The sequence below is a fragment of the Bradyrhizobium sp. genome (assembly GCF_049586575.1).
In the GTDB taxonomy this organism is placed as follows: Bacteria; Pseudomonadota; Alphaproteobacteria; order Rhizobiales; family Xanthobacteraceae; genus Bradyrhizobium.
In genome coordinates, this window is sequence record NZ_JBAVCF010000783.1 from 1 (window position 1) to 13,980 (window position 13,980).

The 13,980-nt window shown below is 63.1% G+C and carries 11 protein-coding genes; 5 read left to right on the plus strand and 6 right to left on the minus strand.

Features of this window, described 5'->3' with window-relative positions:
* Positions 1-265: 265 nt before the first annotated feature.
* On the minus strand, positions 266-730 hold the full coding sequence (locus WB528_RS28015) for a translation initiation factor 2 (protein ID WP_423892637.1): 465 nt from the start codon (positions 728-730) through the stop codon (positions 266-268).
* Between the two features lie 146 nt (positions 731-876).
* Entirely contained in the window at positions 877-2,832 is a 1,956-nt protein-coding gene (locus tag WB528_RS28020) for an AsmA family protein (RefSeq protein WP_423892639.1), read from the minus strand.
* A gap of 466 nt (positions 2,833-3,298) precedes the next feature.
* Between WB528_RS28020 and WB528_RS28025 the strand changes: the two genes are divergently transcribed.
* Both WB528_RS28025 and WB528_RS28030 read left to right on the plus strand, forming a co-directional pair.
* Positions 3,299-4,006, plus strand: a complete 708-nt coding sequence (locus tag WB528_RS28025) for a CoA transferase subunit A (protein WP_423892642.1) — start codon at positions 3,299-3,301, stop codon at positions 4,004-4,006.
* Between the two features lie 22 nt (positions 4,007-4,028).
* The gene (locus WB528_RS28030; RefSeq protein WP_423892645.1) at positions 4,029-4,679 is read left to right on the plus strand and encodes a 3-oxoacid CoA-transferase subunit B; all 651 of its coding nucleotides are present in this window, start codon (positions 4,029-4,031) and stop codon (positions 4,677-4,679) included.
* Between the two features lie 161 nt (positions 4,680-4,840).
* Here WB528_RS28030 and WB528_RS28035 read toward each other — a convergent pair whose 3' ends face one another.
* From WB528_RS28035 to WB528_RS28045, 3 genes are read right to left on the minus strand one after another with little or no spacing between them, the layout of a single operon-like run.
* A complete protein-coding gene (locus WB528_RS28035) occupies positions 4,841-6,187 on the minus strand; it encodes an MFS transporter (RefSeq protein WP_423892647.1) in 1,347 nt (448 codons plus the stop codon).
* A 58-nt stretch (positions 6,188-6,245) separates the two neighbouring features.
* Entirely contained in the window at positions 6,246-7,775 is a 1,530-nt protein-coding gene (locus WB528_RS28040) for an aldehyde dehydrogenase (protein ID WP_423892649.1), read from the minus strand.
* Positions 7,772-8,422 (minus strand): GntR family transcriptional regulator, encoded by a 651-nt coding sequence (locus WB528_RS28045; RefSeq protein ID WP_423892651.1) that lies wholly within the window; start codon positions 8,420-8,422, stop codon positions 7,772-7,774. The genes WB528_RS28040 and WB528_RS28045 overlap by 4 nt, the downstream gene beginning before the upstream one ends.
* Before the next feature lie 154 nt (positions 8,423-8,576).
* Here WB528_RS28045 and WB528_RS28050 point away from each other — a divergent pair, with 154 nt between their 5' ends.
* Entirely contained in the window at positions 8,577-9,365 is a 789-nt protein-coding gene (locus WB528_RS28050) for an alpha/beta fold hydrolase (protein ID WP_423892653.1), read from the plus strand.
* Positions 9,366-9,389: 24 nt separating this feature from the next.
* On the opposite strand, the gene WB528_RS28055 is transcribed toward WB528_RS28050, so the two are convergent.
* A complete protein-coding gene (locus WB528_RS28055) occupies positions 9,390-12,578 on the minus strand; it encodes a PAS domain S-box protein (RefSeq protein WP_423892658.1) in 3,189 nt (1,062 codons plus the stop codon).
* Positions 12,579-12,799: 221 nt separating this feature from the next.
* On the opposite strand from WB528_RS28055, the gene WB528_RS28060 reads away from it, so the two are divergent.
* Both WB528_RS28060 and WB528_RS28065 read left to right on the plus strand, forming a co-directional pair.
* Positions 12,800-13,183 carry a phasin family protein gene (locus WB528_RS28060; protein WP_423892655.1) on the plus strand — a complete coding sequence of 128 codons (384 nt, stop codon included), beginning with the start codon at positions 12,800-12,802 and terminating at the stop codon, positions 13,181-13,183.
* A gap of 264 nt (positions 13,184-13,447) precedes the next feature.
* Complete coding sequence (locus WB528_RS28065; RefSeq protein WP_423892657.1) at positions 13,448-13,879, plus strand: phasin; 432 nt, start codon at positions 13,448-13,450, stop codon at positions 13,877-13,879.
* Positions 13,880-13,980: the final 101 nt, after the last annotated feature.

Sequence of the window (13,980 nt, forward strand, 5' to 3'; positions counted from 1 at the left end):
GGGTGACGATGGCGGCTGCTGCCGCGGCTCTTGCAAAGCGCATGGCTAAAGGCCCCTTTTCGTGATGTGACCTGCAAAGAATGCCGAGAGAAGCGGATTTTGTCTTGTCAAAAATCTGTAAGCGATGGGGCGGGCACGCTTTTCGTCCCGGCTTTGAGCCGGGATCCATCACCACAGGCCATGGTTGTTTTACGAATGCTGACGAACGGCGTCTCTCAACATCGCCTGCACGGCGTCGTGGAGAGCTACGCTCGCGCTTTTACCGCTACCTCGCATCCCCCACGGGCGGTGGCGCAATTGCCGGCGGCGGTTGTGGCGCGGCTCGTCGCGGCCGGCGAGGTTCCGATGCGCAATGAGGATCGGGTGTCATCGCCACAGTGACGAGATCCGGATACTTGTTGATTGCGCCGCTTGCCGCATCGACGCCAAGACCGATGACGCCGCCCAGGAGGATGTTTCCGGCCGCCATCGATTCCGCGTTCGAAGGGATCATGCTCACGCCGAGACTGTAGCACTCCTTGGTGCACTGGATCGGCAGCGCCGCAGACCCCTTGTCGAGCACCACGCTTCCAGGGGTCACCAAACCGCGCGGCCCGCTTTGGGTTTGAATGGTGCACGTCGCCCCGGGAACTCCCGGCGTATCGACGGCGACGGTTTGCGTCGTTCCCTTGGTAATGGTCGCGCAACCGGCAAGCAGAATCGCGAACGCCAAAACAGCGTACTTGTACATTTTTTGAAAATCCCCAGTCCCAAAATCAGTATGAGCGAGGGAAGCGCCAAGATCAATCTATAGGTGAGCCGCTCAAACAGGATATTGTTGGCATTGAGCGAGCAGGGCAGACGCGGCCATTGCGGACAGCAATTCAGCGGGCCTACCTAGTTCGGCTTCGCGTCGCCCACCGCCGCCGGTCCATTCGCTGGCGCCGTCGCGGCCTCGTCAGGCGTCGCGGGCTTGGCGCCGCCGCCCGTAAAACGCTCGATCATCGAGCGCACGGCGTCGCGGGTCTTGCGGTCTTTCATGGCATCGACCAGCGGCGCCGAGGCCGGCGAGCGGCGGATCAGGCTGTCGGGATCGGGGAAGATCAGGGGATCGTCCCACGGGCCCTGCACCACGAAGGGCAGTTCGAAACTCGGCGCGGTGTTGGGTGCAACCGCGGCGAGGCTAGCCACACCCTTGAGGTCGAATTCGCGCGCGGGCACCGAGGCGGTGCCTGACAGCGTGACGTGCGCGGGACCGTCGACATGTACATCCTGAAGCGTGGCTGTGCCGTCGGCGAATTTCAACGCGACCATGAGGTTGTCATAGGGCGTCGAGCCCGAGCGGAAACCGCCGACGCCCGACAGCGGCCGGCGCTCCAGGCGCTTGAGCAATTGTTCGGCGTTGAAACCGGCGATCGCGCCGTCATGGCCGGTCAATGTCGCGGTGCCGTTGAGCGATTGCGCCAGCGCAAACGGGCTCGAGCCGGAGGCGGCGAGCGAGAGGCCGAGATTGCCGCGGCCGGACAGTTTGTTGACGCCGAACAGCTCGCTGGCGCAGGCCTGTAAATCGACGTCGGTGAGCTGGAACTGAGCCTTGACGTCGGCGTCGGCGTCGATCCGCGACAGCCTGAACGAGCCCTTGGCGATGCCGCCATAAATCTGCGCCTCGCCCACGCTCAAGGCCAGCGCGCCGTTGCGCAAGTTGGCGCCGATCGCGGTGCGCCCGAGTTTTGACGGGCCGACTGTGACCTTGGCCGCGGAAAGCCGAATGTCGAGATCGGTCGTCGACAGCGAGTCGAGGTCGAACAGCTGCCGGTTCCAGTCATGGGCGCCGCTCGCAAGCAGGCGGAAGGTCGAGATATAGGGCGTGAAGTCGAGTGCGTCGGCGGCGAGCGTCGCCTGCAAGGATTGCCGGCCGTTATTGGCGTAGGTCATCACGCCTTCGGCGACATTGCCGTCGAGTTCGACATTGACGTTGGTCAGCGCCACCGAAGCGCCGACCACATTGGCGCGCGCCTTCAGCGCGAAGCGGCCAAAGCCGCCGTTGCCGGGCGGCGCCTGTCCGGTCCAGCGCAGCGCGTTGCGCAGCGATGAGGAATCGATCGTCATCGTGCCTTCCATCATCAGGCTGGTGCGATTGGCGATCGTGCCGTCGAACGCGACTTTCAACGGCGCGCTGGCGAGGCGGGCCTTGAAGCCCGAGCGGTCGCCCGAGAGCGCTGCGAGGAAGTCACCGATCGAGATGCTGCCGTCGACGCGTTCGCCGCGCCAGTCGAATTGCCCGGTCGCCGCAAACGAGCGCGAGATCGACGGCCATGCCAGCGAGAGATCGATATCGTCGAGCGCTTCCTTGACCTGACGGACCGGGTCTTCATAGGACAGCGTGCCGTCCTGGATGCGGATTTCCGAGAACGAGAGCTGGTTGTCGGCGCCGGGCTTCATGGCGCGGGTGATGGTGCCGACGAAGGGCGTCCAGTTGCTTTCGCCATTGATGTCGCGGACCACCCGGATATGCGGCCGCAGCATCATCACGTCGGCGATCTCGAAACGTTGCAGAAGCAGCGGCAGCAACCGCAAATTCGCCGTCAGCACGTCCACGGTCAGCGCGGGATCCACACCGGCGCCGCCCTTCAGGCCGACGTCGTGGAAGGAGACGTAGCTCGCCGGAAATACCGAGATGTCGGTGCCGCCCTTGACGACGAGGTCGAGCCCGGTCACGGCGCGGATTTGCGCCTCCACCGCCGCGCGCAGGGCGTCGCGGTTGAGCAGCCAGGATGACACGATCAAGGCGACCAGTATCACGCCGAGAAGCGCCGCAATCGGAATCGCGAGGCGCCGTGTTCGCTGGGCCATCGTCAATGGAAAATCCTGGCAATATTCAAGTCTGGTCCGCCTTAAACAGCGTACGAATGTCAGAACCGGGACACCGGAACCGGATGTGCGCATCGGCCTTGTTGAGGCCGCACGGTTGCCGCCGAAGGGGTGGGATGGGTCCGCCTACCCAGTTCCAACCCGCTGCAACTTGATGGTTTTTCTTGACGCTTTCAAGGCCGCATCCCGTCCGCGGCCTTGCTTCGCCTCTGCCCCGGCGGGGAGAGGTCGATTTGCGCGGCAAACCGGGTGAGGGGCGTCGGACTGACGATCGCGCCTGGCCCCTCATCCCAATCCTCGCCCCATGGGAGAGGGAGCGCATTTCCGATGCCGCTGGTGACTAATCCAGTCTCGATCGGGCCGGTCCTCCGATCATTGACGCACTGCGAAGATTTCGCCTAATAGTTCGGGGCGCGGTGAGCGCGTTTTCTCCATCAGGTCGTATCGCATGAAAAAGGTTTATCCCGACGCCAAATCGGCCCTCGACGGCATCCTCAAGGACGGCATGATGATCATGTCGGGCGGCTTTGGCCTCTGCGGCATTGCCGAGACCCTGTCGGATGCGATCCGCGATAGCGGCGTGAAGAACCTGACGGTGGTTTCCAACAATGCCGGCGTCGACGGGATCGGGCTCTCCCGCCTGCTCGAGACGCGCCAGATCAAGAAGATGATCTCGTCTTATGTGGGCGAGAACAAGCTGTTCGCCCAGCAGTTTCTCGCCGGCGAACTCGAACTCGAATTCAATCCGCAGGGCACGCTCGCCGAACGCATCCGCGCCGGTGGTGCCGGCATTCCGGCCTTCTACACCAAGACCGGCGTCGGCACGCTGATCGCCGAAGGCAAGGAAGAAAAGGTTTTCGACGGCCAGAAGTACATCATGGAGCGCGGCCTGGTCGCGGACCTCGCCATCGTCCATGCCTGGAAAGGCGATACCGCCGGCAATCTCATCTATCGCAAGACGGCGCGCAATTTCAATCCGATGATGGCAACGGCCGCGAAGGTCACGGTCGCCGAAGTCGAGCATCTGGTGCCGGCAGGCGAGTTCAACCCGGACCACATCCACACCCCCGGCATTTTCGTCAAGCGCATCATCGAAGTCGGGGCCGCCAGGAAGCGGATCGAATTCCATAACACCCGCCCGCGGCCCGCCGCCTAAACCGATTTCTCAAGGAGAACCCATGGCCTGGACCCGCGAACAGATGGCCGCCCGCGCCGCCAAGGAATTGCGCGACGGCTTTTACGTCAATCTCGGCATCGGCATCCCGACGCTGGTTTCCAACTTTATCCCTGACGGCATCGACGTTTCCCTGCAAAGCGAGAACGGCATGCTTGGCATGGGGCCTTTCCCCTATGAAGGCGAGGAAGATCCCGATCTCATCAATGCCGGCAAGCAGACGGTGAGCGAACTGCCCTCGACAAGCTATTTCTCGTCGGCGGATTCCTTTGGCATGGTGCGCGGCGGCCATATCGACCTTTCGATTTTGGGCGCGATGCAGGTTGCCGAGAACGGTGATCTCGCCAACTGGATGATCCCCGGCAAGATGGTGAAGGGGATGGGCGGCGCGATGGACCTCGTCGCCGGCGTCAAGCGCGTAGTGGTGGTGATGGAGCATTCCGCCAAGGACGGCGCCAAGCTGTTGAAGAAGTGCACGTTGCCGCTGACCGGCGAGCGGGTGGTCGACATGGTGGTGACCGACTTGGCCGTCTTCACCATCGACAAGCACGGCAAGGACGGCATGGCGCTGATCGAGCTCGCCGACGGCGTCACGCTCGACGAGGTGAAGTCGAAGACCGAGGCGGAGTTTCGGGTCGCGCTGAAGAACGCGTAAGAACGGGCGGTGTTTATCGTCGTCCCCGCGAAGGCGGGGACCCCATAACCATCGATGTCAGCTGTGAGGGGACTGCCGCCCCAGCCCAACAAGAGACATTAACGGTTATGGATCCCGGCTCGCGCTTCGCTTGGCCGGGATGAGGGATTACCGCGCCGCCTTCACGCCTTCGCTTTCGCCACTTCTTCCAGCCCGCGGTTGCGCGGCTCGACGCCCCAGGCCCACACCACCAGAATCTGCACCACCAACAGGCCGATCATCAGCCAGACCACGCCCGGCAGATTGTAGGATGTCATCAGCGCAGCAACGATGAAGGGCGAGATCACAGTGGCGCCGCGTCCGAAGAAGTTGCAGATGCCGTTGGCGCGCAGCCGGATCTCCGTCGGGAACAATTCGGTCGTATAGACGCCGTAGAGGATCGCGGTCTGCACGTAGATCGCAACCACAAGGACAAATCCGATTCCGAGCACGATCGCCGGATCGGATGCCGCATTGAAGCGAGCATAGATGTAGCCCGCGACGATGGTGACGATCGACGCGCCGATGATGCTGGGACGCCGTCCGATCGCGTCGGACGTATAGGCGCCGAGGGCGCAGCCGACCAGCGACGCCGCCGACAGCACCAGCGTATAGGCAAGCGAGTTGGTGATGGTCAGTCCCTGGCGCAGGAAGAATTGCGGCAGGAAGATCACGAACCCGAAGATCAGCGTGTTGATCGAGACCAGCACCCACGAGCCGACGATCATGCGCTGTAACAGCGGCGGCTTGATCATGTCGCTTGCTACGAACTGCGCGACAGGCGCGGGGATGGCGACCGGCGGCAGCGGCTTGCCGCCCGAAGCCTCCTGCTCGATCTTCTGCATCAGCGCTTCGGCTTCTTCGGTGCGGCCCTGCGATTCAAGCCAACGCGGCGATTCCGGCAGATTCTTGCGCAGGTACCAGACGATCAGCGAGCCGATGCCGGCGATGACGAACATCGGCCGCCAGCCGAAATTCGGAATGATGAGATAGCCGAGCAGCGAAGTCATCGGAAAGCCGGCCACCACGATAAAGGCCATCATCGACAGCCAGCGCCCGCGCGTTTTCGGCGGGACGAATTCGGTCATGGTCGAATAGCCCACCACGATTTCGGCACCAAGCCCGAGGCCTTGCACGAACCGGCAGAGGTTGAGCTGATTCATGTCCTGCGCAAAGGCCGCAGCCAGCGAGGCCAGACCAAAGACCAGCAGGTTGATCTGATAGGTGAAGCGTCGCCCGAACTTGTCGCCGACAAAGCCGGTGATCAGCGCGCCTGCCGTCATGCCGACAAAGGTCAGCGAGAGGAATTGCGAATTGTGGCTGACGGTCGAGAATCCAGACTTGATCACCGAGGCCAGCACGCCACCGGCGACGTAAAGGTCGTAGCCGTCGAAGAACATGCCGGCGCCGACCAGCCAGAAGATTCGATAATGAAACGGCGAGATCGGCAGGCGGTCGAGGCGCGCGCCGACGTTTACTGCAAGAGCCATGGTATTCCCCCCTTTATCGTCTTGTGAACGCCGGCCTTCGTGGTCCGGCGTCGATTCTTCAGTTCAGTCGCCGCTGTCCGGCCGTGTCGCGGTACCAGTCAAATGGCGCGTCGCCGGTTGCGACCATCACGCTCTTGACGCTGAAATGATCGTCGAAGCTTTCGGTGCCGCATTCGCGCCCAACGCCCGAATCGCCGACGCCGCCCCAGGGCGAAGCCGGGTCGAGCCGGTGATGGTCGTTGATCCAGACGATGCCGCACTTGACGGCGGAAGCAACCCGATGCGCGCGCGAGACGTCGCGGGTGCGGATCGCGGCCGCCAGCCCAAACGGTGAATCATTGGCGAGCCGAAGTGCTTCGGCCTCGTCCTTGAACGGCGTCACGGAGGTGAAGGGGCCGAACACTTCCTCCTGGAAGATGCGCATGTCGGCTTTCACGTCCGCAAACACCGTGGGCTCGACGAAATAGCCGTTCTCGTGGCCGGCAATTTTTGCTGGCCTGCCGCCGGTGACGAGGCGCGCGCCGTCTTCATTGCCGAACTTGCAATAGGACAGCACGCGGTCGCGCTGACGGGCCGATATCACAGGCCCCAGCTGCGTGGCTGGATCGGTGGGATCGCCGATCCTGATAGTTTCAGTCTTGGCCTTCAGCTTGGCGACGAATTCGTCGTAGATCGATGCCTGCACGAGATGGCGCGAGGCGCAGATGCAGGTTTGCCCTGCGCCGATGAAAGCGCCGAAGGCGGCGTAGTTCACCGCGCGGTCGATGTCGTAATCGTCAAATACCATCACCGGCGTCTTGCCGCCGAGCTCCATGGTCTGATGCGCGAACACTTTCGCCGCCGCACTTCCGGCGATGCGGCCGGCTTCGGTGCCGCCGGTCAGCACCAGCTTGTCGATGTCGCCATGCTCGGCGAGCATCTTGCCGGCGCTTTGGCCGAGGCCGTTCACGATGTTGAACACGCCGGGCGGCAGGCCGGCCTCGGTGAAGATTTTGGCCAGCCGCAAGGTCGTCAGCGGCGTGTATTCCGAGGGCTTCACCACGGTGACGCAGCCGGACGCCAGCACGGCGGCGAGCGACTTGCAAAGGATCATCAGCGGATGGTTGAACGGCGTGCAGTTCGCGACGACGCCGATCGGCGTGCGCAGCGTGTAGTTCAGATAGGAGCCCTCGACCGGGATCACCGCATCGCGCCGCGCCAGCGCCAGTCCCGCAAAATAGCGAAAGAAATCCGGCAGCCGCGACAGCTGCGCGCGGGTCTCGTTGACCGGGCGGCCGTTGTTCAGCGTCTCGAGCTTATAGAGTTCCTCCAGATTGGCCTCGAACGCGTCGGCAAGCTTGTTGACGAGGCGGGCGCGGGCGCGCACATCCATCCCGCCCCACGCCTTGCCTTCGAAGGCGGCGCGCGCGCTCTTCATGGCGCGGTCGATGTCCTCGGCGGTCGAGTTCGGGATTTGAGCGATCACTTCGCCGGTGGCCGGGTTGCGCACGTCGAGCATCGCGCCGTGGCCGGCTTCGATCTCGCGGCCGTCGACAAAATTGCCGTGGATTTCGACCTCGATGCTGGATGTTTTTGCGGAGACGTTCATGCGTCCCTCCTTTCTATGATAACGGCATTGCGTTTGAGCGCCGGCAACACGCGTTTTTCGGTTTGACGGATATGCGCCTTGATGAGGTGCAGCGCGCGCCTTCGGTCGCGACGCTGCATCGCTTCGATCAGTTCGCCATGTTCGGCGACGAGCTGGGTCGGATCGTGGTCCCTGACATTGGCAAGACTGACCCGCACGAGACGATCGGCCTGCCCGATCAGGTCGCACAGCGCGCCCGCCATGCGGCGGTTGCCGGAGGCATCGGCGAGCGCGCAGTGGAAGGCGCGGTTATAGGTGATGAAGTCCTCGCGATCGCCGGCAAAGCTTCGGAAACCGTCGAGTGCGTTCAGGGTCTTCTCCGGCGCATTCTCGATGGCTTCGGCGACGCAGGCCGGCTCCAGCGCCAGGCGAAACCGCAACAGATCGCGCGCATCCGAAAGCGAGATCGGATTGACGCGATAGCCCTGGCGCGGCTGCACGGTGACGAGGTGTTCGCGCTCCAGCCGCAGCAGAGCTTCGCGCACCGGCTGGCGGCTCACGGCATAGCGCTCGGCGAGCTCCTGTTCGCGCATATCATCGCCCGGCGCGAGCCGGCAGCTCAAAATATCAGCACGAAGGCTTTCATAGACGTTGTCGCGCAAAAGCATGAGCATTTCCGCATGATCCTGCCTCTATCTTGCATTCGTGAAATATCACGTCAAGCGACCAGGGCTTGAAATGTCAGCGGTTTGATTTAATGAGTCGGTTCCATTCCGCCGCGTCCGGCCTTATTCCGCCGCGTCAGATTAAAGAGAGACCCTCATGGATCGATTGTTTGCTTCTGGCACTCTGAACGCGTCGGTTTCCGGCGAGGGGCCGGCCCTGTTTCTGTTTCACTCATTGTTGTCGGACCGCGCCAGTTTCGATGCGATCACGCCTGAATTGGCGCGGTCGCACCGCGTGATCGTTCCGGAATTGCCGGGTTTCGGTGGTTCGAAGGCGGTCAGTGGCGGCCTCGCCGCGGTCGCCGACCGGATGGCGGAAGCCGTGAGTGAAGCCGGCGACAACAATGCGATCGTGCTTGGCAACGGCTATGGCGGGTTCGTGGCGTTGCAGATGGCGATCCGGCATCCAGCGGTCGCCAACAAATTCATTCTCGCCGATTGCGGCGCGGCGTTTCCGGAACCGGGGCGCGAAGCGTTCCGCACCATGGCCGCCGTTGCCGAAGCCAACGGGTTAGCCGCGATTACCGACGTCGCAATGCGCCGGCTGTTCGCGCCGGAGTTTCAAGCCGCACATCCCGATCTGATGCGCGACCGCCGCGAGGCTTTTCTGAAAACCGATTTGAACGTGTTGAAGGCCGCCTGCGCACAGCTTGCCGAACTCGATCTTCGTCCCGAGCTGTCGAAGGTCAAAATGCCGGTTCTGGTGCTGGTCGGCGAGCATGACGAGGCGACGCCGCCGCCGATGTCGCAAGAGCTGGCGGCATTGCTGCCGAATGCGCGGCTGAAAATCCTCTCGGGTTGCGCCCATGTGCCGCAATTGCAAGCGCCCAAGGCCTTCCTGGACGCGATCGGCGATTTCCTGACCGCGGCTCCCGCCGCGGCTTGAGACGCTTTAGCTTCGTTTACAAGGCTACGTCTTCGCCATCGCCCGCGAAAACACCACTTCGACCAATGTGCCGGAACGCGCGCCGGTCTTGATATTGAACTGGGCGCGGTTGGCTTCAACCAGCGCCTTGGTCAATGACAGGCTGACCGCGGCTTCCGGCGATTGATCGAGCGGCGCTTGCGGACGGAACGGCTCCATCGCGGCCGCCACTTCGTTGTCGTTGAGCCCGTGGCCGGAATCGCGGATTCTTAAGGCTACTTCGCCGAAATCGGTCAGCGCGGTCGAAACAATGACCTGGCCGCCGGCATTGGCGAGATGGATCGAGTTGCCGATCAGGTTCATTGCGATCTGTCGCAGGGCCGGGCCGTCGGCGACGACCGGCGGCAGCATCTGCGCCAGCGACGTGCGGATGATGATGCGCTCGCGATTGGCCTGAGACTGCATGACAGCGACGCAGCTCTCCACGAGGTCGTTGAGATTCTGGTTGGTGAAGGCGAGGTCGAGTTTGCCGGTCTCGATGCGGCTGAGATCGGTGAGATCGTCGATCACCGCGAGCACCTGCTGGCCGGAAGCGCGCACGTCCTTCATGTACTCGACGTAGCGCTCGTTGCCGAGCGAACCAAAACGCTCTGTGATCATCATCTCGGCAAAACCGATGATGGCGTTGAGCGGCGTGCGGACTTCGTGGCTGATCCGCGCGAGCAGGTCGGCTTTGGCGCTGGCGGTGCGGTTGGCGAGACGCTGCGCCTCGCGCAATTCACCCTCGCTCTTCTTGAACTGCGAAAGATCGCGGAACACGGCGAAAAAATTCGGCCCCCGAGCCTGTGTCCGCCCCATGGTCATCGACAGCGGAATGAGACCGCCGCCACGGACCCGGCCCAAAACCTCGCGGCCGTGTTCGAGCAGGCTCGCAACGCCGGTGCGGTTGAGACTTTCGAGATAATTCTTGACGACGCTCTCGCTCTCCGGCGCAAACAGCACGCCGAGATTGTGCTTCGCCAACTCGTCGCCGTCGTAGCCGAACAAGGCTTCCGCGCTGCGGTTGCAGGAATTGATGTTGCCTTGCGCATCGAACATCAGGATGCCGTCGGCGGTGGTGTCGAGAATGGCGGCGAGTTCTTCCGCATTGGCATGGCCGACCGCGGACGGCACAGGTACTGCGGGCACCGGCGGCTCAATCGCGGGCGCCGGGACTGCGCTGTCCCGCGCAGCGCCGGTAAAGATCAACGCGAGCGCGCTTTCCTTGTCCCAGGTGATGGTATGCAGTCGCGCGTCGATGGTGGTGGCGGGCGAAGCTTCGCCGGACGCATCGGGCATGGAGATCCTGACAGGCGTGCCGGTGTCCGATGTGCTGGAGGCATTGGAGACCCCTGGCTCGACATAAAGCGCATCGACGCCGCCCGCCTGTTCGAGCGAGTGCAGGCTGTCGTAGCCCATGCGCTCGAGGAAAATGCGATTGGCGTAGAGCAGCCGGTCGAGCCGGTAGATCATCACGCCGGTCGGCAGGAGATCGAGCAGCGCCTTGTCGCGCCGGGCCTCTCCCCGCGCCGGGGGCTCGGGCTCGGCCAGCCAGGTTGGCGGTTCGACCGCGGCCTCCGCCGTGGCCGATTCCACGGGCGAAGCGACAGCTTGCGGATGCTCGGGCGGCTCCGTGGTTTCAGGTGCGCCGTCCTCGCTCTCCAGCCGCGCCGACAATTGCCGGGCGAGTTCGTTGAAGGCGCTGTTTTCGACCGGCGTCAGCACCGGTGAGCGCGTCTCGCCAAGAGGCCGGAACGGGACGACGTTCGGTGGCACTTCCGCAGGGATTTCGTTGGATGTTTCCACCGGCGTTTCCAAATCGGTTGGTTGGGCTATGTCGGGCGGGAGTGGGGCAGTCAAAGCGGCAGGGGCGGTCGAATCGGCGCTCGGGTCGGGAATTTCACGCGAAAGCGCGGCCAAGGGCGAGGTTCCCGCGATGTCCGGGCCAATTTCAGGCGACATCATGTCCGCTGATGGCGGATCGTTGAAGAATTCCTGACTGCGCAGGGCTTCCAGCCGCGCGATGCCTTCGAGATCGCGGCAGACGCCGAAGCCCCGGTACCCGACGAAATTTCGCTGGCCATCGTGGATCGGCAACCCGGAGAGTTCGACGGCCACGCGGCCACCGTCATCGGCGGGCCAGTTCACCGTGATGCCGCTCCAGCTCTCGCGCGTGGCGATCGCCTTCACGACCAGCCCTTCCGGATCGAGCCCAAAGGCTTGTTCGATTTCCTGCCACGGCCGGCCGAAGCCGGCGGCGATGGGCACGCCTATCAGGCGGGTGAACGCATCGGAACCAAGCGAGAAGCGGCCGTCGGCGTCCATCTGCCACATAAATCTCAGGGGATGGCGCCGCGGCTGCGGCGGTTCGGGCGCTGACGATCCAACGTCAGGAACAGCCGACGGCGCGCTGTCGGCTGTAGCGGTGGTTGGCGGATTTTGAGCGGTGGTTGCAGCCGCTGTTTCGGCTGATGTCTCCGGCTGCTCAAATTCAGACGCATATACGCCGGTCGGCAGAGCCGCGACTTCTTCATGTGCTTCCGCAATTGCGGCCGGCGTGATCAAGGCAAGCAACCCGATATCCGCGCCGCTGCCGACACGCAGTAAGGTCACGCGCCCATCGCCGAGCGGCGCCTCGCTGCGGCTCTCTTTCAAGGCGATCTGGCGCGCCTCTTCCAGGCCTGCGTCCGCGAGATGATGAAGGCCTGCGAACGCGTCCGTATGGCTTGCGGCAACGAGCGTGCCGTCGGCCGCAAAAGCCGCGGACGGACCGTCGGTATCCTCGGCGAGCCGTTGCAGCCGTTCGTTCAGCGGCATCGCGCGGATGGCCGGTTCGGTTGTCGCAATCAGGACGCCTTCGCTGCCGTCGGCAAAATCGAGCCGTGCGCAGGCGCAGGTGGCGAGCGTGCCGAGCGTCGCGCCAAAGCCACGCAACCGTTCCAGGCGGACCGCGCCATTGGGCAACAGCCGGTGCGCGAGTTGGGCTACCTGACGACGATGCGGATCGGCCGGACCGAAGATCTTCTCGGTGAGGCGCGCGCCATAGGAGAAGCCGAGCAAGCGGGCGCCGACGGGATTGGCCCACAGCACCCGCGTGCCGTCAGCCGACCATAACCACGCGGGCAGCGGGCTTGTTGCATACAGCGCCAGCCGCGGATCGTCGGGGCCTCGCACCTTGAATTCAGTATGGCTCATCGCTTCCGGCATCGGCTTTTTGCTGCCGAACATGGCAGCGTTAACGGATGGCGAGTATCGCCTTCCGGCTCTGGCAGGTCCACGGCCAGCACATGAGATGAGGCCTCCAAAGGCGGGATAACCTTAACTGGCAGGCGGGACGACCTTAACTAGCAGAGACCTTGTGGCGCGCTGCCGCGTTGGCGTTGTTGGCGGCAAAAACCCAACGTGGGAGGTGAACCATGACGGAAGAAGGACGTGATCGATTCGAGATTCCAAAGGACATGCGGTCGATGGCCGAAGCAAGCTTCGAACAGGCACGAAAGGCCTTCGAAAAATTCATTGCCGGCGCGCAGTCGCCCGCCGATTCACTCTCTGCGCGAACGGCGACGGTCGGCGCCGGCACCAGGGACGTCAACGCGATGGCGTTTTCCTATGCCGAAAAGAACATCCAGGCCTCGCTCGATTGCGCGCAGGCGTTGGTGCACGCCAAAGACCTGAGCGAAATGATGCGGTTGCACTGCGAATATGCGCAGGCCCGGATGCGGGCGCCGACCGAACAGGCGAGCGAAATGAGCCAAATTGTTGGTCGTACGGCGACGAAAGCGACCAAGACAAAAAACTAAGCTTTTACAAATTGTTAAGCTGAAAACATCCACCTTCCGGATTGCGGAAGCTGGAACCCGAAGATTATTTTATGGCAATGCACTGGCGATTTCGTTGCGTTGCACAAAATTGCCATGATAAGCTGCTTATATACAAGTTGCCCCACCCCAGAGGGGCATTTCCGTCCCAGTGATCCTCGTCGACGTTTCCCCGGAAGTCTCCCGGGGCGCGCAAGGGGTCACACCACGTTCCACGTTCACCCCCCAAGCGAAGGAATGCATGCCATGGCTTCTACCGACCCATTCTCTGCTTCCATCATCCCGTTCGAGGTTCCCGAGCAAGTCCGCGCTTTCGCCGAAAAGGGCGTTTCTCAGGCCCGCGACAACTATGCCCGCTTCAAGGACGTTGCCGAGACCAACAATTCGACCATCGAGGCCGTGTTTGCCAACGCCAGCAAGGGCGCCAGCGAGTATTCGGCCAAGGTGATGGAAATCGTCAAGGCCAACACCACCGCCTCGCTCGACTTCGCACAGGAACTGGTCGGCGTGAAGACGCCTTCCGAGGCGATGGAGCTCTGGGCCAACCACGCCAAGAAGCAGTTCGAGACGTTCTCGGTCTGGAGCAAGGAGCTCACGGAGCTGTCGCAGAAAGTCGCGTCCGAGACCGTCGAGCCGATCAAGGCCAACGCCTCCAAGCTGTTCAAGCCCGCCGCCTGAGCGGTTCGCGGCCAGTTTAAAAAAGCCCGGACCGCTCGAGCGGTCCGGGCTTTTTTAAACTGGCCGCGAACCGCTCAGGCGGCGGGCTTGAACAGCTTGGA

Excerpts from the sequence above, each read along its gene's own strand:
- WB528_RS28055 (WP_423892658.1), bottom strand. The coding sequence starts at position 12,578 with ATGAGCCATACTGAATTCAAGGTGCGAGGCCCCGACGATCCGCGGCTG.
- WB528_RS28060 (WP_423892655.1), top strand. The coding sequence starts at position 12,800 with ATGACGGAAGAAGGACGTGATCGATTCGAGATTCCAAAGGACATGCGG.
- WB528_RS28015 (WP_423892637.1), bottom strand. The coding sequence starts at position 730 with ATGTACAAGTACGCTGTTTTGGCGTTCGCGATTCTGCTTGCCGGTTGC.
- WB528_RS28065 (WP_423892657.1), top strand. The coding sequence starts at position 13,448 with ATGGCTTCTACCGACCCATTCTCTGCTTCCATCATCCCGTTCGAGGTT.
- WB528_RS28035 (WP_423892647.1), bottom strand. The coding sequence starts at position 6,187 with ATGGCTCTTGCAGTAAACGTCGGCGCGCGCCTCGACCGCCTGCCGATC.
- WB528_RS28040 (WP_423892649.1), bottom strand. The coding sequence starts at position 7,775 with ATGAACGTCTCCGCAAAAACATCCAGCATCGAGGTCGAAATCCACGGC.
- WB528_RS28050 (WP_423892653.1), top strand. The coding sequence starts at position 8,577 with ATGGATCGATTGTTTGCTTCTGGCACTCTGAACGCGTCGGTTTCCGGC.
- WB528_RS28025 (WP_423892642.1), top strand. The coding sequence starts at position 3,299 with ATGAAAAAGGTTTATCCCGACGCCAAATCGGCCCTCGACGGCATCCTC.
- WB528_RS28045 (WP_423892651.1), bottom strand. The coding sequence starts at position 8,422 with ATGCTTTTGCGCGACAACGTCTATGAAAGCCTTCGTGCTGATATTTTG.
- WB528_RS28030 (WP_423892645.1), top strand. The coding sequence starts at position 4,029 with ATGGCCTGGACCCGCGAACAGATGGCCGCCCGCGCCGCCAAGGAATTG.
- WB528_RS28020 (WP_423892639.1), bottom strand. The coding sequence starts at position 2,832 with ATGGCCCAGCGAACACGGCGCCTCGCGATTCCGATTGCGGCGCTTCTC.